Source organism: Bacteroides sp. AF20-13LB (genome assembly GCF_003603065.1).
Taxonomy (GTDB): domain Bacteria; phylum Bacteroidota; class Bacteroidia; order Bacteroidales; family Bacteroidaceae; genus Bacteroides; species Bacteroides uniformis.
In genome coordinates this window covers 1-19531 of sequence record NZ_QTMH01000022.1, presented here as the reverse complement: position 1 = coordinate 19531, position 19531 = coordinate 1, and the positions used below count along the sequence as shown (strand labels likewise).

Annotated in this window: 14 protein-coding genes; 8 read left to right on the top strand and 6 right to left on the bottom strand. The window is 47.0% G+C overall.

What is annotated here, in order from left to right; genetic code table 11:
• Positions 1-32 precede the first annotated feature (32 nt).
• The 3 genes from DWX62_RS20355 to DWX62_RS20345 all read left to right on the top strand — a co-directional run bounded on the left by DWX62_RS20355 (position 33) and on the right by DWX62_RS20345 (position 3049).
• Positions 33-1388 (top strand): MATE family efflux transporter, encoded by a 1356-nt coding sequence (locus tag DWX62_RS20355; RefSeq protein WP_009037946.1) that lies wholly within the window; start codon positions 33-35, stop codon positions 1386-1388.
• Between the two features lie 84 nt (positions 1389-1472).
• Positions 1473-2105 carry a cytidylate kinase-like family protein gene (locus DWX62_RS20350; protein ID WP_016273014.1) on the top strand — a complete coding sequence of 211 codons (633 nt, stop codon included), beginning with the start codon at positions 1473-1475 and terminating at the stop codon, positions 2103-2105.
• Between the two features lie 14 nt (positions 2106-2119).
• Positions 2120-3049 carry a RagB/SusD family nutrient uptake outer membrane protein gene (locus DWX62_RS20345; RefSeq protein ID WP_120173120.1) on the top strand — a complete coding sequence of 310 codons (930 nt, stop codon included), beginning with the start codon at positions 2120-2122 and terminating at the stop codon, positions 3047-3049.
• Between the two features lie 93 nt (positions 3050-3142).
• On the opposite strand, the gene DWX62_RS20340 is transcribed toward DWX62_RS20345, so the two are convergent.
• On the bottom strand, positions 3143-4804 hold the full coding sequence (locus tag DWX62_RS20340) for a putative transporter (RefSeq protein WP_016273012.1): 1662 nt from the start codon (positions 4802-4804) through the stop codon (positions 3143-3145).
• 271 nt (positions 4805-5075) lie between these two features.
• Between DWX62_RS20340 and mutA the strand changes: the two genes are divergently transcribed.
• From mutA to DWX62_RS20320, 3 genes are all read left to right on the top strand, one after another.
• Positions 5076-6974, top strand: coding sequence for a methylmalonyl-CoA mutase small subunit (gene mutA / locus DWX62_RS20335; protein WP_120173119.1), 1899 nt, complete (start codon positions 5076-5078; stop codon positions 6972-6974).
• A 46-nt stretch (positions 6975-7020) separates the two neighbouring features.
• Positions 7021-9168 carry a methylmalonyl-CoA mutase gene (gene scpA, locus DWX62_RS20330; protein WP_120173127.1) on the top strand — a complete coding sequence of 716 codons (2148 nt, stop codon included), beginning with the start codon at positions 7021-7023 and terminating at the stop codon, positions 9166-9168.
• Positions 9169-9481: 313 nt separating this feature from the next.
• A complete protein-coding gene (locus DWX62_RS20320) occupies positions 9482-11671 on the top strand; it encodes a DNA topoisomerase 3 (RefSeq protein WP_118273916.1) in 2190 nt (729 codons plus the stop codon).
• Positions 11672-11682: 11 nt separating this feature from the next.
• On the opposite strand, the gene DWX62_RS20315 is transcribed toward DWX62_RS20320, so the two are convergent.
• From DWX62_RS20315 to aroC, 4 genes are read right to left on the bottom strand one after another with little or no spacing between them, the layout of a single operon-like run.
• Positions 11683-12237: an NUDIX hydrolase gene (locus tag DWX62_RS20315; RefSeq protein ID WP_008664057.1), complete on the bottom strand. Its 555-nt coding sequence runs from the start codon at positions 12235-12237 to the stop codon at positions 11683-11685.
• Between the two features lie 14 nt (positions 12238-12251).
• Complete coding sequence (locus tag DWX62_RS20310; RefSeq protein WP_057252977.1) at positions 12252-13331, bottom strand: anhydro-N-acetylmuramic acid kinase; 1080 nt, start codon at positions 13329-13331, stop codon at positions 12252-12254.
• Positions 13332-13346: 15 nt separating this feature from the next.
• The gene (locus DWX62_RS20305; protein WP_008664054.1) at positions 13347-14702 is read right to left on the bottom strand and encodes a dipeptidase; all 1356 of its coding nucleotides are present in this window, start codon (positions 14700-14702) and stop codon (positions 13347-13349) included.
• 9 nt (positions 14703-14711) lie between these two features.
• Positions 14712-15788 (bottom strand): chorismate synthase, encoded by a 1077-nt coding sequence (aroC, locus tag DWX62_RS20300; RefSeq protein WP_008664052.1) that lies wholly within the window; start codon positions 15786-15788, stop codon positions 14712-14714.
• Between the two features lie 374 nt (positions 15789-16162).
• Between aroC and DWX62_RS20295 the strand changes: the two genes are divergently transcribed.
• Positions 16163-17356 (top strand): DUF4925 domain-containing protein, encoded by a 1194-nt coding sequence (locus tag DWX62_RS20295; protein ID WP_057252979.1) that lies wholly within the window; start codon positions 16163-16165, stop codon positions 17354-17356.
• Between the two features lie 119 nt (positions 17357-17475).
• The gene (locus DWX62_RS20290; RefSeq protein ID WP_034532834.1) at positions 17476-18753 is read left to right on the top strand and encodes an L-serine ammonia-lyase, iron-sulfur-dependent, subunit alpha; all 1278 of its coding nucleotides are present in this window, start codon (positions 17476-17478) and stop codon (positions 18751-18753) included.
• A gap of 92 nt (positions 18754-18845) precedes the next feature.
• Here DWX62_RS20290 and DWX62_RS20285 read toward each other — a convergent pair whose 3' ends face one another.
• Positions 18846-19418: an FKBP-type peptidyl-prolyl cis-trans isomerase gene (locus DWX62_RS20285; RefSeq protein ID WP_005833142.1), complete on the bottom strand. Its 573-nt coding sequence runs from the start codon at positions 19416-19418 to the stop codon at positions 18846-18848.
• Positions 19419-19531: the final 113 nt, after the last annotated feature.

Here is a 19531-nt window from a genome sequence, read left to right as displayed (position 1 = left end):
TTGCACCCGGTAAAAAGAAATAGGTATATAGTATGACAGCACAAAAGACACCCACAGCGTTGGGTACGGAGAGCATCGGAAAACTCTTGATGCAGTATGCCGTGCCGGCAATCATTGCCATGACGGCATCTTCTTTATATAATATGGTAGATAGTATTTTCATCGGTCACGGTGTGGGGACCATGGCTCTGTCGGCATTGGCACTGACTTTCCCGTTGATGAACCTCGGGGCTGCTTTCGGTGCATTGGTAGGCGTAGGTGCTGCTACACTGATTTCGGTAAAGCTGGGACAGAAGGATTATGATACGGCGCAACGGGTGCTGGGCAATGTGTTTGTACTGAATATTTTGTTGGGTTTGGCGTTTACCGTTATAGTCTTTCCTTTTCTTAATCCTATCCTTTATTTCTTTGGTGGCAGTGATGAGACGGTGGAATATGCGCGGCAGTTTATGGAGATAATCTTGTTGGGCAACGTTGTTACCCATCTCTATCTGGGTCTGAATGCGGTGCTGCGTGCTTCGGGACATCCCAAGCAGGCGATGTATGCCACTATTGCTACGGTGGCTATCAATACGATATTGGCTCCTATTTTTATATTTATGTTCGACTGGGGGATTCGCGGGGCTGCCATTGCTACGGTGTCTGCGCAGGTCATTGCCTTGCTGTGGCAACTCAAGCAGTTCAATAACGCCAATGAATTGCTGCACTTCCGCCGGGGTATCTTCCGTCTGAAGCGTAAGATTGTATTTGATTCACTGGCTATCGGTATGTCTCCTTTTCTGATGAACCTGGCGGCTTGCCTTATTGTAATCCTTATCAATCAGGGATTGAAGAAGTACGGAGGCGACTTGGCTATCGGTGCCTTTGGTATTGTGAACCGCTTGGTGTTTATCGTAGTTATGATTGTGATGGGATTAAACCAGGGAATGCAGCCCATTGCCGGATATAACTTCGGAGCAAAGTTGTACGACCGGGTGAACAAGGTACTGAAACTGACAATAATCTATGCCACCTGTGTGACAACCTTTGGCTTCTTGGTAGGGATGCTGGCACCTAATCTGGTGGTGGGTATCTTTACATCAGACGCAGAATTGACGGAACTTTCGGCTACGGGATTGCGTATTACGGTGATGTTCTTCCCCATTATCGGTTTCCAGATGGTAACCTCCAATTTCTTCCAAAGTATAGGGATGGCGGGCAAGGCGATATTCCTTTCACTTACGCGGCAGATGCTGATTCTGCTTCCTTGTCTGCTTATTCTGCCGCACTTCTTTGGCGTGGCCGGGGTGTGGTATAGTATGCCGGTATCCGATTTGCTTGCAAGCTTGATAGCACTGGTGATGCTGGTTTATCAATTCCGTAAGTTTAAGACTGCTGCAGCACATTAAAATAAAATTTTTCATATGCTTTCTGTAGATATTCCGTAAGAATATTTATATTTGCTATCTGCAAACTAATAGATTAACAAGCATATGGACAATAATTTTATAGTCAATATAGGCCGTCAGTTGGGTAGTGGTGGACGGGAGATAGGCGAGAAGCTGGCTACCCGTCTGGGAATTGATTTTTATGATAAGGAGCTGATTAGGCTGGCTTCCGAAGAGAGTGGACTATGTTGTGAGTTTTTTGAAAAAGCTGATGAGAAAGCTTCACAAGGCATTATTGGAGGGCTCTTCGGCATGCGTTTCCCTTTTGTCAGTGACGGGGCTATCCCTGCTACGAATTGCCTGAGTAATGATGCTCTGTTCAAAGTGCAAAGTGACGTGATACGCCGATTGGCGGAGGAGAAGTCCTGCGTGTTCGTGGGACGTTGTGCTGATTATATTCTTCGGGATAATCCACGCTGTGTCAATGTTTTCATTTCCTGCTCCAATGAAGAGCGCATCAAACGCCTTTGCCGAATGCATTCCATTTCTGAGCGTGAAGCGGAGGAGATGATGAACAAAGCGGATAAGAAACGCGCCGAATACTATAACTACTACAGCTATAAAAAATGGGGGGCTGCCGAGACATATCATTTGTGTATCGATTCCTCTGTATTGGGAGTTGAGAGAACGACGGATTTCATCGAGGAATTTGTGAAACAGAAACTCAATCTTAGGTGAACTGAGTGCTCGGTATGTCACGATTGGGATTCCTCTTACTGCTGTGGGTGTTCTTTCTGCCGGGTATAAAGGTATACGGAAGTTCCGAGACTTCGGCAAGTGTGGACCGGATGTCTTTCAATGCACACTGGAATACTCCTATCGAATCAATGAACGGTACACTAAACCTGGCGGATGACTATTACCTGACGGACGGTACTCCGGTGACCGACCGTAACTACGGGGAAATGAACAATGGAGTATTGGATGTGACGCGCCCCAATGCCGCCCATTTTGCCAACCGTGACCCACGGCTTTACAGCACTTTGTTTGTACGCGGCATGTCGTGGAACGGCAAGGGCGGGGAAGGCAATTGGTACGGTGGCGCAGCCGCTTCTTTGTCCATGGTCTACGTCATGAAATATTTCGACCCTAAGGACACCGGTAACTCCTGGGACAATGGGCAGGACTTCTACGTGGTACGCTATAATATCAGTATCGGCGATGGTATTCGTCCCAAAGAAACCCGTGCAGGGATGTTTTCGCCGAGCATACATGTTGCCGGTCCTGCGAAACATGTGCTGGTAGAACACAATATTATTCATGCCAATGCAAAGCCGGCTGCTAACGTGGACCGTACGATGATTACTTCCGATTCTTGGGATGGTTTTGCTGATGACACGTTTTTCAAACAGAATACTTTCTATGCTGCCGAGGCAAGCAGATTCTCTATGACAAGCTCTACAAACAATCTGTTTGACGGCAATTGGTACATTGGTACTTACCAGCAATTGCCTGCTGACGAAAAGGCTCATACCGTTTCAGAAACCTATCAGAAGGAGGTGCTGGATGTGGACCGGAATGGGTATGAAGGGGTGCTTATGAACAACCGCATGGTATGCGGGGTGAAAGGCTACTTTGTGGATAAGGAGGCGATAGAATCTTTCTTTGATCGTTGCCGTTGATGGATAATCTTCAAAATAAAGCCTCCAGTCTTTTCAAAACTATAATATGAAAAGACCGGAGGTTTTATTTTAAGGAGGTTATTGCATTTCCTATTACATCATTGTCAGCAATATCATCTGCCCCGCCAAAATACGCAGGAACATAGTCAACGGATATACTGTAGAATAGCCTACTGCCGGAGCGTCATTGCCCGATGTCTGGTTGGCATATGCCAATGCAGGAGGGTCTGTGTTACTACCGGCAATCAGACCCATTAACGTGAAGTAGTTCACCTTGCAGTAGAAGCGGGCAATCATACCGATTATCAACAAAGGAATAACGGTTATCAGGAAACCATATCCCACGTACAGCAATCCGCTGCCTTCTACCACGGTCTGCACAAAATGCTCACCGGCTTCTATGCCGACGCTGGCAAGGAAGAGCACGATACCGATTTCACGCAACATCAAGTTGGCACTCATGGTGGTGTATGTCACAAGATGCATTTTGTGACCGAAACGTCCGATGAGGATGGCCACTACCAGCGGACCACCAGCCAAACCTAACTTAACCGGTGTCGGCATACCCGGGAATGCGATAGGCAGACTACCCAGCAGGATTCCCAAAAAGATTCCCACAAAAATAGTTACGATATTCGGAGTGTCCAAACGTTTCAACTGATTACCCAATACGCCGGCTACACGTTCTACGGCATCCTGCTGGCCGACCACCATTACACGGTCACCTACCTGAAGTACCAGATTGGGATCGGCAAACAAGTCCATACCCGAACGGTTGATACGGGTTACATTTACACCGTACATGCTGCGGAAGTGGAGGCTTCCCAACTTCTTGCCATTGATTTCGGACTTGGTGACGAGGATACGGCGGGAAACCATCGGAGTGTCCTGCTTTTCCCAGTCTACGTGTATTTCTTTTCCGATAAAGGCAGCCACCGCTTCGGCATCTTCTTCGGAACATACGATGAAGAGCTGGTCTCCTACGTGGAATATTGTTTCATGATTGGGGATACTGACGTGCCCCTCGTGGCGTATGCGCGAACATACAAACGGACGTCCCAGGAAATCCTTTATCTGGAGCAGGGTCTTTCCGGAAATTGATTCATTGCGTACTTCGAGGTGAAGCATGTGCGGCTGATGCTTAACATCGGCTTCCTGCGTGTTGAGTTCCTGTTCCTCTTTCTTGAGGTTCACCCGGCAGATATAGCGGATGGCTATGATGGAACCTATGATACCTACCACACCAAGCGGATAGGCGCAGGCATATCCCAATGCAATGGGGTCTCCCGTATAGTTTATCTGGTTCAAGGCTTCTTGTGCGGCACCCAGACCCGGAGTATTGGTTACGGCACCATAGAGAATACCTACTATCATTGGCAGGTCTATCCCTCCGTCAATGAAGTAGATGCTCAATGCTACTGCGATATTCAGCAACACGATACCGACAGCAAGCATGTTCAGCCGCATACCCCCTTTCTTAAAGGAAGAAAAAAAGGAGGGCCCGACTTGCAGACCGATGCAGAATACAAATAAAATCAAACCGAATTCGCGGATAAAATGCAAAATGTGTGTTTCGCCCGTGAAGCCAAAATGGCCCATCAGGATACCGGCAAAGAGGACGAATGTAACCCCCAACGATACCCCGAAAATCTTAATCTTACCCAGCAATACGCCCACAGATATTACGAATGCATACAAACAAACGATGTGAGCGACAGATGAAGGGTCCCATAGCAAGCTTTCTAACCAATTCATAGTACCTTATTAATATGTCGTTTTTTAAAATTTCGCGCAAAAATACTTAATAAAAAGGAGGTGGCAAAGGCTTTGTGGTACTTTTTGCTATATCAACTTTGCAAAAGTAGAGTATGCTTCCGGTGAATACGCTGAATCCGTATGGGCACGGAGTCATCTGTTAGTGCAATTTTCTCTAAAAAAAGATTTTGTTCTAAGTATTTCCTTATATTTGCAAGTCTCTTGATGACAAAAATGAATAGTATTCATCTATTTAAATTTTAAATAAACTATGGCAGACAGTAAAGAAAAACTCTTCTCCGACTTTTCTCCCGTTTCCACTGAGCAGTGGATGGAGAAAGTTACCGCAGACCTGAAAGGGGCGGATTTCGAGAAGAAGCTCGTTTGGAGGACAAACGAAGGATTTAAGGTGAAACCTTTCTACCGTATGGAGGACTTGGAAGGTTTGAAGACAACAGATGCTCTTCCCGGCGAGTTTCCTTATCTCAGAGGTACCAAGAAAGACAACAATGAATGGCTTGTTCGTCAGGAAATCAAAGTGGAATGCCCCAGAGAGGCCAATGCCAAGGCGTTGGATATCTTGAATAAAGGTGTAGATTCACTCTCTTTCCATGTAAAGGCTAAGGAATTGAACGCAGAGTATATTGAAACTTTGTTGAAAGATATCTGCGCGGAATGTGTCGAGTTGAATTTCTCTACCTGCCAGGGGCATGTGGTGGAACTTGCAGAACTTCTTGTCGCTTATTTCCAGAAGAAGGATTATGACTTGACGAAATTGCAGGGCTCCATCAACTATGACTACTTCAACAAAATGCTGGCCAAAGGTAAAGAAAAAGGTGATATGGTGGCAACAGCCAAGGCGCTGCTCGAGGCTACCGCTTCCCTTCCGAAATACCGTGTATTGAATGTGAACGCGTTGACATTAAACAATGCGGGTTCTTATATTTTTCAGGAACTGGGTTATGCTTTGGCTTGGGGTAATGAATATATGAATCAGCTGGTTGATGCCGGTCTGCCGGCTGCAATGGTAGCCAAGAAGATTAAGTTCAATTTCGGTATCAGTTCCAACTACTTCCTTGAAATAGCCAAATTCCGCGCTGCACGTATGCTGTGGGCTAATATTGTGGCTTCTTACAGTCCCGAGTGTCTGCGCGACTGCGACAACAAGGGTAAGGATAACGAATGCCGCTGTGCAGCCAAGATGAAGATTCATGCGGAAACTTCTTCATTCAACTTGACTTTGTTTGATGCACACGTAAACTTGTTGCGTACGCAGACTGAGGCGATGAGTGCCGCCCTTGCCGGCGTTGACTCAATGACGGTTACTCCGTTCGACAAGACTTATGATGCTCCTAACGAATTCTCTGAGCGTATGGCGCGTAACCAACAACTGCTGTTGAAAGAAGAATCGCACTTCGATAAAGTTATTGACCCAGCTGCAGGTTCTTACTATATTGAGAATTTGACCGTCTCTATTGCCAAGCAGGCTTGGGACCTCTTCCTCACTGTAGAAGAAGACGGTGGTTTCTATGCTTCCGTGAAAGCCGGAAAAGTGCAGGCTGCCGTAAACGAAAGCAACAAGGCCCGTCATGCTGCAGTCGCCAAGCGTAAGGAAGTGTTGCTGGGTACCAACCAGTTCCCCAACTTTAATGAAAAGGCGGGAGATAAGAAACCGGTTGAGGCTACTTGCTGTTGCGGCGGCGGACATACCTGCGAAAAAGATGTTCCGACACTGAACTTTGACCGTGCTGCCAGTGAATTTGAAGCGTTGCGTCTCGAAACAGAGGCTTCCGGCAAACGCCCGAAAGCGTTTATGCTGACTATCGGTAATCTGGCCATGCGCCAGGCACGTGCACAGTACTCTTGCAACTTTCTGGCTTGTGCCGGATACGAAGTTGTGGATAACCTCGGTTTCCCCACCGTAGAAGAAGGTATAGAAGCAGCTATGGCTGCCAAGGCCGACATCGTGGTATTGTGTTCAAGTGATGATGAATATGCAGAATATGCTGTTCCTGCCTTCAAGGCTCTGAATGGCCGTGCCATGTTTATCGTAGCCGGTGCTCCTGCTTGCATGGACGACTTGAAGGCTGCCGGTATCGAGAACTTTATCCATGTCCGTGTCAACGTATTAGAGACATTAAAAGAATTCAACGCCAAACTTTTGAAGTAAGCAACTTCAATCGTAAATCGTAAATCGTCAAATCGTAAATAACATGATGCGAAAAGATTTTAAAAACTTAGATATATATGCCGCTTTTCAGCCCGTCAATGGTGCTGAGTGGCAAAAGGCTAACGGCATCCATGCTGATTGGAAAACGCCGGAACGCATTGAGGTGAAGCCTGTTTATACAAAAGAAGACCTTGAGGGAATGGAACACTTGGGCTATGCTGCCGGGCTTCCTCCTTATCTGCGTGGTCCGTACTCGGTGATGTATACGTTGCGTCCTTGGACCATCCGCCAGTATGCAGGCTTTTCCACAGCGGAAGAATCAAATGCCTTTTACCGTCGTAATTTGGCTTCCGGACAGAAAGGTTTGTCCGTAGCTTTCGACTTGGCCACTCACCGTGGCTACGACCCCGACCACGAACGTGTAGTGGGTGACGTTGGTAAGGCAGGTGTATCTATCTGTTCCTTGGAGAATATGAAGGTGTTGTTCGATGGAATTCCTTTGAACAAGATGTCCGTCTCTATGACTATGAACGGTGCCGTACTTCCTGTTATGGCATTCTACATCAACGCAGGTCTGGAGCAGGGTGCCAAGTTGGAAGAAATGGCTGGTACTATCCAGAACGATATCTTGAAGGAATTCATGGTGCGTAATACCTATATCTACCCGCCTGCATTCTCTATGAAGATTATCTCTGACATCTTTGAATATACTTCCCAGAAAATGCCTAAGTTCAACTCTATCTCCATCTCCGGCTACCACATGCAGGAAGCGGGTGCTACGGCAGACATCGAGTTGGCTTACACCCTGGCAGACGGTTTGGAATATCTGCGTGCCGGAACGGCTGCGGGTATTGACATCGATGCTTTCGCACCGCGTCTCTCTTTCTTCTGGGCCATCGGAACGAACCACTTTATGGAAATTGCCAAAATGCGTGCCGCACGTATGTTGTGGGCAAAGATTGTGAAGCAGTTCAACCCGAAGAATCCGAAGTCGCTGGCTTTGCGTACGCACTCCCAGACTTCCGGCTGGTCGCTGACAGAGCAAGACCCGTTCAACAATGTGGGCCGCACTTGTATCGAGGCGATGGCTGCTGCATTGGGACATACCCAGTCACTGCATACCAATGCTCTTGACGAGGCTATTGCCTTGCCGACGGATTTCTCTGCACGTATTGCACGTAATACGCAGATTTATATTCAGGAAGAAACTTACATTTGCAAGAATGTAGACCCATGGGGTGGCTCTTATTATGTGGAAAGTTTGACTAATGAGTTGGCTCACAAGGCTTGGGAATTGATTCAGGAAGTAGAGAAGCTGGGCGGTATGGCAAAAGCCATCGAAACCGGTATCCCCAAGATGCGTATCGAAGAGGCTGCTGCGCGTACACAAGCCCGTATCGATAGCGGTTCGCAGACCATTGTCGGTGTGAACAAGTATCGTCTGGAGAAAGAAGCTCCGATTGATATTCTTGAAATCGACAATACGGCTGTCCGTCAGGAACAGATTGAGAACCTGAAGCGTCTGAAGGAAGGACGTAACCAGGCGGAAGTGGACAAGGCATTGGAGGCTATTACTGAATGTGTAAAGACCGGTAAGGGAAACTTGCTGGAACTGGCAGTCGAGGCAGCCCGTGTCCGTGCCACTTTGGGGGAAATCTCTTATGCTTGCGAAAAGATTGTAGGACGTTATAAAGCAGTAATTAGAACTATATCAGGCGTGTATTCATCAGAAAGTAAGAATGACAGCGACTTCCACCGTGCTTGTGAATTGGCGGAGAAGTTTGCGAAGAAAGAGGGACGTCAGCCTCGTATCATGGTAGCCAAGATGGGCCAGGACGGTCACGATCGCGGTGCCAAGGTTGTTGCAACCGGATATGCCGACTGTGGCTTCGATGTGGATATGGGACCCTTGTTCCAGACACCGGCCGAGGCTGCCCGCGAAGCGGTTGAGAACGACGTTCATGTAGTGGGGGTTTCTTCATTGGCTGCCGGACACAAGACATTGGTTCCGCAGATTATCGAAGAGCTCAAGAAGTTGGGACGTGAGGATATCGTAGTGATTGCCGGTGGTGTAATTCCCGCACAAGACTATGACTTCCTTTACAAGGCAGGTGTAGCTGCCATCTTTGGCCCCGGTACTCCGGTTGCCAAGGCTGCTTGCCAGATATTGGAAATCTTGTTGGATGAAGAATAATCCGACACGTTAAATGTTAAAAGAGGGACGGTATGTGTTTACATATCCGTCCCTTTTTCTTAATCTGTGTTATAGAACATACTTTTTTAGTTGGATAATTTGCAGATTTATCAGAAGTCCGTATCTTTGCAATGTGTTTTTCATAGTATTAGATTTAAGGTTAACAAAGGTTGGAGTACAGCGGTACTCCTTTTTTTATGTCCGTACGTCAGCTTTGGGGGAGAAAAATCACCTGGTCTATGTTATCGTTTCTTGCTTATCGTTTCGTTCTTGCCCCCTTTTTATTACCTTTGTCCCGCTAAAAGAATAACGAATGATAGTTTGTATTGCCGAAAAGCCCTCTGTGGCGCGTGACATAGCCGATGTATTGGGAGCGAAAGAAAAGAAGGACGGATACATCGAAGGAAACGGATACCAGGTGACCTGGACATTCGGCCATCTTTGTACGCTGAAGGAGCCGCATGAATATACCCCTAACTGGAAGTCATGGAGTTTGGGAAGCCTCCCCATGATACCTCCCCGTTTCGGCATTAAGCTGATTAGCAATCCCACATACGAGCGCCAGTTCCATACGATAGAGAACCTCATGCAACATGCCGATATGATTATAAACTGCGGTGATGCCGGGCAGGAAGGAGAATTGATACAGCGCTGGGTGATGCAGAAAGCCGGGGCACGTTGCCCGGTGAAACGTCTTTGGATATCTTCATTGACAGAGGAAGCCATCCGTGAGGGCTTTGCCAAGCTGCGCGATGCGTCGGATTTCCAGCCTTTGTACGAGGCAGGCTTGTCGCGTGCCATTGGCGACTGGCTGCTCGGGATGAATGCCACCCGCCTCTACACCATGAAGTATGGGCAGAACCGGCAGGTACTTTCTATCGGCCGTGTGCAAACGCCGACACTGGCGCTGATTGTAAACCGTCAGTTGGAAATACAGAATTTTGTTCCCAAGCAATACTGGGAGCTGAAGACCGTCTATCGAGATACCACTTTCTCCACCATCCTCCGGAAAAGTGAGGAGGAACTGGTATTGGAAGCCGAGAAGCAGAAAGAGGCTATAGCTGCCGGGAAGAAACCTAAAAAAGAAGAAGAGAATCGGGGTATCGACCCCATTACCGACCGCGAACGTGGGCTTGTTTTATTGGACCAGATTAAGAATTCTCTTTTTACCGTGACGGATGTCACCAAGAAAGAGGGGAGGGAGGCGCCACTCCGCTTGTTTGACTTGACTTCTTTGCAAGTGGAATGTAACAAGAAGTTTGCCTATTCCGCTGATGAGACGCTGAAAATCATCCAGTCTTTGTATGAGAAGAAAGTGGCTACCTATCCACGTGTAGACACTACCTATTTGAGTGATGACATCTATCCCAAATGCCCCGGCATCTTGAAAGGTCTGCGTGATTACGAGACATTTACAGCCCCTTTGACAGGAACTGCATTGTTGAAGTCCAAAAAGGTTTTCGATAACTCGAAGGTAACAGACCACCACGCCATTATTCCTACCGGCCAGCATCCGCAGAATCTGACGGATATGGAGCGTCGCGTATTCGATTTGATAGCACGCCGTTTCATTGCTGTATTCTATCCCGATTGTAAGTTTGCCACTACCACCGTATTGGGCGAGGTAGAGAGCATAGAGTTCAAGGCCACCGGCAAGCAGATTCTGGAACCGGGTTGGCGTATTATCTTCGGCACCCCCTCGGCACAATCGCAGGAGGAGAAAGAGGAGAAGGGAGAAGAGGAGAATGTGCTTCCGGCTTTTGTGAAAGGAGAAAGCGGACCGCACGTCCCCGATTTGTATGAGAAGTGGACGCAGCCGCCCCGGCCTTATACGGAAGCCACCCTGCTGCGTGCTATGGAAACGGCGGGCAAGCTGGTGGATAACGACGAACTGCGTGATGCGCTGAAGGAAAACGGTATCGGTCGTCCATCTACCCGTGCAGCCATCATCGAGACGCTGTTCAAGCGAAACTATATCCGCAAGGAAAAGAAGAACCTGATAGCCACCCCTACCGGTGTGGAGCTGATACAGATTATCCATGAGGAGCTGTTGAAGTCGGCGGAACTGACCGGTATCTGGGAGAAAAAGCTACGTGAGATAGAAAGGCGGACATATAATGCCGGACAATTCTTGGAAGAATTGAAGCAGATGGTATCGGAAGTCGTGATGAGTGTACTTTCTGATAACAGCAACCGCCACATCACCATCCAAGCGCCTGCTCCCGAAAAGGGCAGTAAGGTTTCTGCCAAGACAGAGGCTGCCGATAAGCCGAAAAAGGAGCCGAAGAAAAGAACACCGAGAAAGTCTGCCGCCGCAGGTAAAAAGACGGAGCAGGCTTCGGGCGCTGTGGCAGCTTCAAGTACGGAGGCTTCCGTACAAGCTGACGATTTCGTCGGTCAGCCTTGTCCGCTTTGCGGAAAAGGTACCGTTATCAAGGGGAAAACGGCTTACGGTTGTTCCGAATGGAAATCCGGATGCACATTCCGTAAGCCGTTTGAATAAGGGTAATCACATTAAATAATTCTCTCCGCCATGTATTTCCAGAGGGGAGCAGCCATCAGCGCCTGGCGGATGCTTCCTTGCTGCAGCAATTCCTTGACCTCCTGCAAGGAAAGCAGGTGTACGGTCAGGTTTTCCGTATCTTCCAACTGTTGCTCGGAGATTTTCTCCACGTCCGTAGTCAGGAAACAGTAGGTAATGTTGGTGTGGGTACTTGGATTGGGAGAGATTTGCATGAACTCTTTCCATACTCCGTTTCCATAGCCGGTTTCTTCCAAAAGTTCCCGTTGTGCGGAAACCATCGGAGAGCCGTCCTCTTCTTCGCATACCCCTGCACAGAGCTCATAGGACGTTTCTTGTATGCCATGCCGGTATTGGCGGATAAAGACAAATTGTCCATCACGGGTGATGGCAATGGTATTCACCCAGTTTGGATATTCCAATATATAATAGGAGGGGATGTGGTTGCCGTTGGGTAGCACTACATGGTCCTTACGCACAGTGAGCCACGGAGCCCGATGCAGGTATTCGCTGGATAAGACGGTCCAGGTGTCTTTTGATTTTTCCATAATGGTAAAATTGACTATATTTTAAACAGCATCCCTCCGATATTATCTGTCGTGGCTCCCGTCACCGAGGCGAGGCATCCGGGTGTGTCCACCATATAGAGGGCACCCAGGAAAGCAAAGATTAGGGCTTCCTTGTATTCTATGATTTGCCGGCTGGGAATCACGATTTCACACGGACACAAGGCGTCGATACGTTCTATGAGGAACTTGTTGAATGCACCTCCACCGGTAATCAGCAGTTTTCCGTTACCATCGGGCAAGGGGCGGGCGGTGATGATGCGTGATATTTGCCAGGCGGCATGCTCGTAAAAGGTACGTAGCATATTCTCCATACTCAAGCCATAACGCTCGAGCATGGGATATACCAGCGTTTCCACCCACTCCCGTCCCAATGACTTCGGTCCGGACTGATGGTAGAAATCCATTCCGTTCAGTTCGTCCAGCAGTTCTTGGCAGATGTTGCCTTGCCGTGCTATCTCGCCGTCACGGTCAAATTCCAATCCTATTTGCCGGCAGTAATGGTTGATGACGTAATTCACCGGACTGATGTCAAAAGCGATGCGCCGCCCGTCCTGCTCGAATGAGATGTTGGAGAAACCGCCGATATTCAAACAGAAGTCGTAGTCGGCAAAAAGCAACCGGTCGCCAATAGGTACGAGTGGAGCGCCCTGCCCACCCAGCATGATGTCCAGCCGCCGGAAATCCGAAACGGTAGGTATACGGGTTTCAGCGGCAATGGCGGCTCCGTCACCTATTTGGTACATGATTCTCTTTTGAGGCTCATGGAAGATGGTATGCCCGTGGGAGGCGATAATATCGGGGTGGACTCCAAATTCTTGCATGAACTCGTTGACACGTTCACCGAGAAACTTTCCATAGGAGCTGTGGAAAGTGATGAACTCCAAAGCACTCATTGTCTGTGCACCGGTACCCAATATCTGCTTCATGGCGTCGGGGTAGCTATAGCCTTTTGCACAGTCTATGTGGAAAGACCATTTTCCGGCTTGCTGCCGGAAAGTGCAACAACATACGTCCAGCCCGTCAAGGGAAGTGCCGGACATCAGGCCGATGGCTTGAATTTGGAAGTCTTTCATCCTGATTTTCTTGTTTTATTTATAATTGAGGTAGAATTCGACAACAGCTTCTATTCCTTTACGGAAGATGTCCAACGGTATATTCTCATTAGGTGAGTGGATGGCGTTGGATTCGAGCCCGAAGCCCATCAGAACGGTTTTGATGCCCAGTACTTGCTCGAAAGTGGAGATGATGGGGATACTTCCACCCCGACGCACTGCCAGCGGTTTCTTTCCAAAAGCTTTTTCAAAACCTTTTTCGGCGGCTTGGTAGGCGGGTAGGGTGATGGGACATACATATCCTTGGCCTCCATGCATCGGAGTGACTTTTACCTGTACTGAATCCGGCGCTATGTCCAGAATGTAGTCGGCAAAGAGCCGGGATATCTTGTGGTGGTCCTGGTGGGGAACCAACCGGCAGGATACCTTGGCGTATGCCTTGGATGGGAGCACGGTCTTGGACCCTTCACCCGTATATCCGCCCCAGATGCCGCATACGTCGAAAGACGGACGGCAACTGTTACGTTCCAGCGTACTGTAACCTTTCTCTCCGAAAAGTGCTTTTACATGGATAGCCTTTTTGTATTTCTCTTCGTCGAAAGGAATGCGGGCTATCATGTCGCGCTCGGCTTGGGGAACTTCTTCCACATCGTCATAGAAGCCCGGTACGGTGATACGTCCCTCTGCGTCCGTCACTTGGCTGATTATCTGGCAAAGTACATTGATGGGGTTGGCAACAGCACCGCCGAAGTGACCGCTGTGTAGGTCGCGGTTGGGGCCGGTCACTTCTATTTCCCAATAGGCTAGTCCGCGCAGTCCGGTGGTCAGTGAAGGCAGGTCTGCACCAAGCATGCTGGTGTCCGAAACCAGAATGACGTCTGCTTTCAGCAACTCTTTGTGCTCCTGGCAGAAGCTTTCTAAGCTGGGCGAACCGATTTCTTCTTCTCCTTCGAAGATGAATTTTACGTTGGTTTGCAGCAGTTCGTTGCGTACGAGGTATTCAAACGCTTTCACTTGTATGAAAGATTGCCCTTTGTCATCATCAGCACCACGTGCCCAGATATGTCCGTCGCGTATTTCCGGCTCAAAGGGGTCGCTTTTCCAAAGTTCGAGAGGTTCGGCTGGCATCACGTCGTAGTGGGCATATACCAATACGGTCTTGGCGTCCGGGTCTACGATTTTCTGTCCAAAAACAATCGGGTTACCTTTGGAGGGCATTACGAGGGCTTCATCCGCTCCGGCTTCGAGCAGCAACTGTGCCCAGCGTTCGGCGCAGGCAAGCATATCGTCGTGATGCTCGGGTTTGGCACTGATGCTTGGAATGCGAATGAGGCTGAACAAGTCTTCCAGCATTTTAGGCTCGTTCTCGGTGATGTATTTCTTTATTTCCATGGGTGAATATTATAGTTGTGTTGTTCTGTCAATCAGGTAATAATCCAACAATGTCATTGCTGTCATTGCTTCCACGATGGGTACTGCGCGTGGCAATACACACGGGTCATGGCGTCCTCGGGCTTTCAGGGTGGTGTCTACACCGTCAATGTTCACGGTGTGTTGCTCCATCAGTACGGTTGCCACGGGTTTGAAGGCTACACGGAAATAGATGTCTTGCCCGTTACTGATTCCACCTTGTATACCGCCCGAATGATTGGTGCGGGTCTCGATACGTCCGTTATTGTTGTAGAACACATCATTCTGCTCCGAGCCTTTCTGCTTTAATCCCTTGAAACCGTCTCCATACTCGAATGCTTTTGCTGCATTGATGCTGAGCATGGCTGCTCCAAGTGCTGCATGGAGCTTGCCGAATACGGGTTGTCCCAGTCCGATGGGGCATCCTTTGACGACACAAGTCACCACTCCTCCGATGGTATCTCCTTCTCCCTTTATCTTGAAGATGAGTTCTTCCATTTCTTTTGCCTTCGCCGGGTCGGGGCAGCGGACCGGATTGGTCTCTATCAGGTCGAGGTCGTATGCGGTATAATTTTCTTCAAGGCGGATAGGACCTACTTGTGAAGTGTACGCCGTGATGTGTATACCCAGCTGCTTCAGCGCCAATTTGGCCAGGGCACCCGCTACTACACGCGAGATTGTTTCACGGGCTGATGAACGTCCGCCTCCGCGGTGGTCGCGGATGCCATATTTCACTTTATAAGTATAGTCGGCATGTGACGGTCGGTAGACTTCTTTCAGATTATTGTAATCGTCAGAATGTTGGTTTTGGTTCCATACAATGAATCCTATGGGGCAGCCTGTGGATTTTCCTTCGAAGATGCCGGAGAGGAACTCCACTTTATCACCTTCTTTCCGGGCGGTAGTGATACGTGACTGTCCGGGGCGGCGTCGGTCGAGCTCTGCCTGGACGAAATCCATATCAATGACTATTCCTGCAGGGAATCCGTCTATCACTCCTCCCACGCCCTTACCGTGCGATTCCCCAAAACTGGTAAGACGGAGAATATTTCCAAATGAGTTGAACATATCAAATGCTTTAAAGGTTTATATATGAGGTTAATGTGCCAATACGCTTTATAAGAAATGCTTTTGACTTTATAAAGATAACAACTTTTTTTCATAAAACGTTTAAGGAAATAAGATAAAAAGTCTTTTCCGCATAAAGTTGCCTGCCTTTGCCAGAGTTTGGCCAATGGCTTGTTCTTTATAAAAATGGCTTACTCTTTATGAAATCTGCATCCGAATTTCACTCGTAATGATGAAAAAAGGAACATTTATTTTTTAGAAAAGACCTTGTACTGTAACCTTAAAAAGTGTTACTTTGCACCTTTGATTTAAAATGGGAAATTAATAGCTCCCTTGGGACGCTTTTTATTAACTAAACAAGTACTCAAAAAAGTATGAAAAAGAATTTATTTTATTTATTTGCATTGATCTGTTCAATGAGTTTATTCACGGCTTGTAGTGATGATGACGATGACAAGGTAGTATGTCCTGTGCCGCAAACAGAGTTTACAGTTGCAACAGGTTTGAACTTGACTTATAACGGTGGATCAATGTTGGGAAAGAAAGTAACTTTTACTCCGGATGCTTCTGATGCAACCAAGGCTACTTTGGTATTGGCTGGCAATTTGGATCTTTCCGGTATTCTTACACGTGAAGCGGCTTCCGGTTCTTTTGGTGCAGGCGTATTCCCTGGTTCTCCGGTTGTAACCCTTCCGGTTACTTTGAATATACAAGGTGATGAATGTTCGTTTTCCGGCACAAGTGAGACCGATTATTGTACTTTTGACTATGCAGGAAAGGTTACTGCTTCTTCCTTGAAATTAGATTTAACTAATGTCGCATTGAAAAATTCCGCTTTATCCGGAACGACTTGGGTTCCTACACCCCTTAATTCTGATTATACGGAAGAACCGATTCATTTGATTTGGGAATCCAATAAGAATGTAGAGGTAATGCCTGGCTGGGAGCTACCGATTCAAACAATTTTGACGTTAGCTCTTCGTATGCCTTTAATTGACGCAGGTGGTGATGATAAAGTGAATGTAGAGGATATGTTGTGTAGTGTGTTGCATGATATTACTTTGGGTGTTGACGGTAATATTTCAGCTTCTTATGTTGATGCCGCTCAGGGAGGTACCTCTGTTGTTAAGACTCCTGCGAATGTTGCACAATATGTAGTTCTCAGTGATACCCAAATGAAGGTATATTTGAATCTGGATGCCATCATTGCCAATGTAAAACGTCTGGGCAGTTCTACCAAGGCTATAGATATGAGTGAAATTTTATCTCAGGCTGTTACGTCTTTGCTTCCTTTGGTAACTGACGGTGTGCCTTTGACTTACGAAAAGAACGAAGGTAAATTAAAGGTTTATTTGAATACGGATTTGTTATTGCCTTTGATGAAAAATATAGTTGCTCCTTTATTCTCGGATGAGGAGTTTGTAAATATGCTTATCGAAGCAATGAAAGCTGATCCTGATTTTGGAAGTATGGCCGGTATGGCAGAAGGTATGTTGAAGGGTTTACCTGAAATAATTAATGAAACAACTCGTTTGGAAGTTGGTTTGAACTTGACTGCCGCTAAATAACTTTTTTTTCGATATGGAATTTTCCCTCCTTTGTCTCCTGATTTTCAGGTTATAGAGGAGGGATTTTTGTTTGTTTTTTCCTACATTTGCATGATAAATAATCAAATTGTAGAAATGATATGACAGAAACGGAAAGACGACAGATTATTGCTTTGGTTAAATCTGAAGTAATTCCTGCCATTGGTTGTACAGAACCTATAGCTGTGGCATTGTGTGTAGCAAAGGCTGCGGAAGTGCTGAATAAGCGTCCCGAAAAGATAACTGTATTGCTGAGTGCCAATATTCTGAAAAATGCAATGGGAGTGGGTATTCCAGGTACGGGGATGATTGGATTACCGATTGCTGTGGCGCTTGGCGCCTTAATAGGTAAGTCGGCATATCAATTGGAGGTTTTGAAAGAAAGTACTCCTGATGCAGTGGAGGCAGGAAAGCGTTTCATAGAAGAAAAGCGTATTCATATATCTTTAAAAAACGATATGGAAGAGAAGCTTTATATAGAAGTATGTTGTGAAGCTGATACGAACAAGGCAACAGCTATTATTGCCGGTGGGCATACTTGCTTTACTTATATAACGCGCAACGGTGACATCTTATTGGACAAACAAATTGCCTCTTGTATCGAAGAGGAGGATGTATTGGACTTGACTTTACGCAAAGTGTATGACTTCGCCATGACAACCCCATTAGACGACATCCGTTTTATTCTTGATACGGCACGACTGAACAAGACTGCCGCCGAACGTTCCTTCGAAGGTGAATATGGTCATGGACTGGGTAAAATCCTACGTGGCACTTACGAACACCGGATTATGGGCGACAGTGTCTTCTCTCATATCCTTTCTTACACTTCGGGAGCATGTGATGCCCGTATGGCCGGTGCCATGATTCCGGTGATGAGCAATTCCGGCAGTGGCAATCAAGGGATATCCGCTACCCTTCCCGTGCTGGTTTATGCTGAAGAAAACGGGAAATCGGAAGAAGAATTGATCCGTGCCTTGATGTTGAGCCATTTAACAGTAATCTATATCAAGCAGAGTTTGGGACGCTTATCCGCCTTATGCGGTTGTGTGGTTGCTGCCACGGGTTCCAGTTGCGGTATAACCTGGCTAATGGGAGGAACTTATGAACAAGTGGCATATGCTGTGCAGAACATGATTGCCAATCTTACCGGAATGATTTGTGATGGTGCCAAACCCAGTTGTGCATTGAAAGTAACTACCGGAGTTTCAACCGCAGTGCTTTCAGCCATCATGGCCATGGAAAACCGTTGTGTAACTTCCGTAGAAGGTATTATTGATGAGGATGTGGATCAAAGTATCCGTAATCTGACAAAAATCGGTTCTAAAGGAATGAATGAAACGGATAAATTGGTATTGGAGATAATGACAAGTAAATAATATAGAAATTAAAAATTAAAGAATTAAAAATTAAAGAATTACCATGCGGCATGCTTAATACTGTGTAGTCTGATTCTTTAATTTTTAATTCTTTAGTGGCAGCATCCGCCTCCACATTCATGGTCGCCGCATCCGTCGCCACAGTCACCACAACCGCAGCTGCCGCAACCGCCACCCATCATACGGGCAACTTCAGCAAGCTCTTCGTTCGTAGCCGGACGGCTTTCCACCACTTCTCCGGTAAAGTTCAAATCACAACCTGCGAGTGGATGATTCATGTCCATTACAACTACGTCTTCCTTTACTTCTACTACACTTCCATTGATGCGTTGACCTTCAGAAGTCATCAAGGGGATGACGGCGCCTTCCACTACACGGTCGCTGTCGAATTCTCCTTCTATCATGAAGATTTCTTTGGGGAGGTCAATAACATGGTCGTCGTCATATTCACCATAAGCTTCTGATGCCGGAATGGTAAAGTCGAATTTATCGCCTATCTGCAAGTCTTTTATCTGGGCTTCAAAGGGTTCGAGTGTCATTCCCAGACCTGAGATAAACTGAAAAGGATGCTCTACGGGTGCTTCTTCTTCGAAATCTTTTTCTCCGTTTTCGATTGAGTACAGCTTATATGCTACGGTGATGTACTTGTTTTCTACTGTTTCCATTAATTTTCTATCTTTATTTAATTAGTAAATACTTTTTTTTGAGTATTTGAAGAGACAAAGATAGCAAACATCCTCCAATGTTACGCATTGGGGATGGGGATAAAGCAGATAAG

Bases quoted from the DNA above. Each gene is read 5' to 3' on its own strand.
- DWX62_RS20350 (WP_016273014.1), top strand. From the start codon at position 1,473: ATGGACAATAATTTTATAGTCAATATAGGCCGTCAGTTGGGTAGTGGT.
- DWX62_RS20315 (WP_008664057.1), bottom strand. From the start codon at position 12,237: ATGGAAAAATCAAAAGACACCTGGACCGTCTTATCCAGCGAATACCTG.
- DWX62_RS20290 (WP_034532834.1), top strand. From the start codon at position 17,476: ATGACAGAAACGGAAAGACGACAGATTATTGCTTTGGTTAAATCTGAA.
- aroC (WP_008664052.1), bottom strand. From the start codon at position 15,788: ATGTTCAACTCATTTGGAAATATTCTCCGTCTTACCAGTTTTGGGGAA.
- DWX62_RS20355 (WP_009037946.1), top strand. From the start codon at position 33: ATGACAGCACAAAAGACACCCACAGCGTTGGGTACGGAGAGCATCGGA.
- DWX62_RS20295 (WP_057252979.1), top strand. From the start codon at position 16,163: ATGAAAAAGAATTTATTTTATTTATTTGCATTGATCTGTTCAATGAGT.
- DWX62_RS20320 (WP_118273916.1), top strand. From the start codon at position 9,482: ATGATAGTTTGTATTGCCGAAAAGCCCTCTGTGGCGCGTGACATAGCC.
- DWX62_RS20285 (WP_005833142.1), bottom strand. From the start codon at position 19,418: ATGGAAACAGTAGAAAACAAGTACATCACCGTAGCATATAAGCTGTAC.
- DWX62_RS20340 (WP_016273012.1), bottom strand. From the start codon at position 4,804: ATGAATTGGTTAGAAAGCTTGCTATGGGACCCTTCATCTGTCGCTCAC.
- DWX62_RS20310 (WP_057252977.1), bottom strand. From the start codon at position 13,331: ATGAAAGACTTCCAAATTCAAGCCATCGGCCTGATGTCCGGCACTTCC.
- scpA (WP_120173127.1), top strand. From the start codon at position 7,021: ATGCGAAAAGATTTTAAAAACTTAGATATATATGCCGCTTTTCAGCCC.
- DWX62_RS20305 (WP_008664054.1), bottom strand. From the start codon at position 14,702: ATGGAAATAAAGAAATACATCACCGAGAACGAGCCTAAAATGCTGGAA.
- mutA (WP_120173119.1), top strand. From the start codon at position 5,076: ATGGCAGACAGTAAAGAAAAACTCTTCTCCGACTTTTCTCCCGTTTCC.
- DWX62_RS20345 (WP_120173120.1), top strand. From the start codon at position 2,120: ATGTCACGATTGGGATTCCTCTTACTGCTGTGGGTGTTCTTTCTGCCG.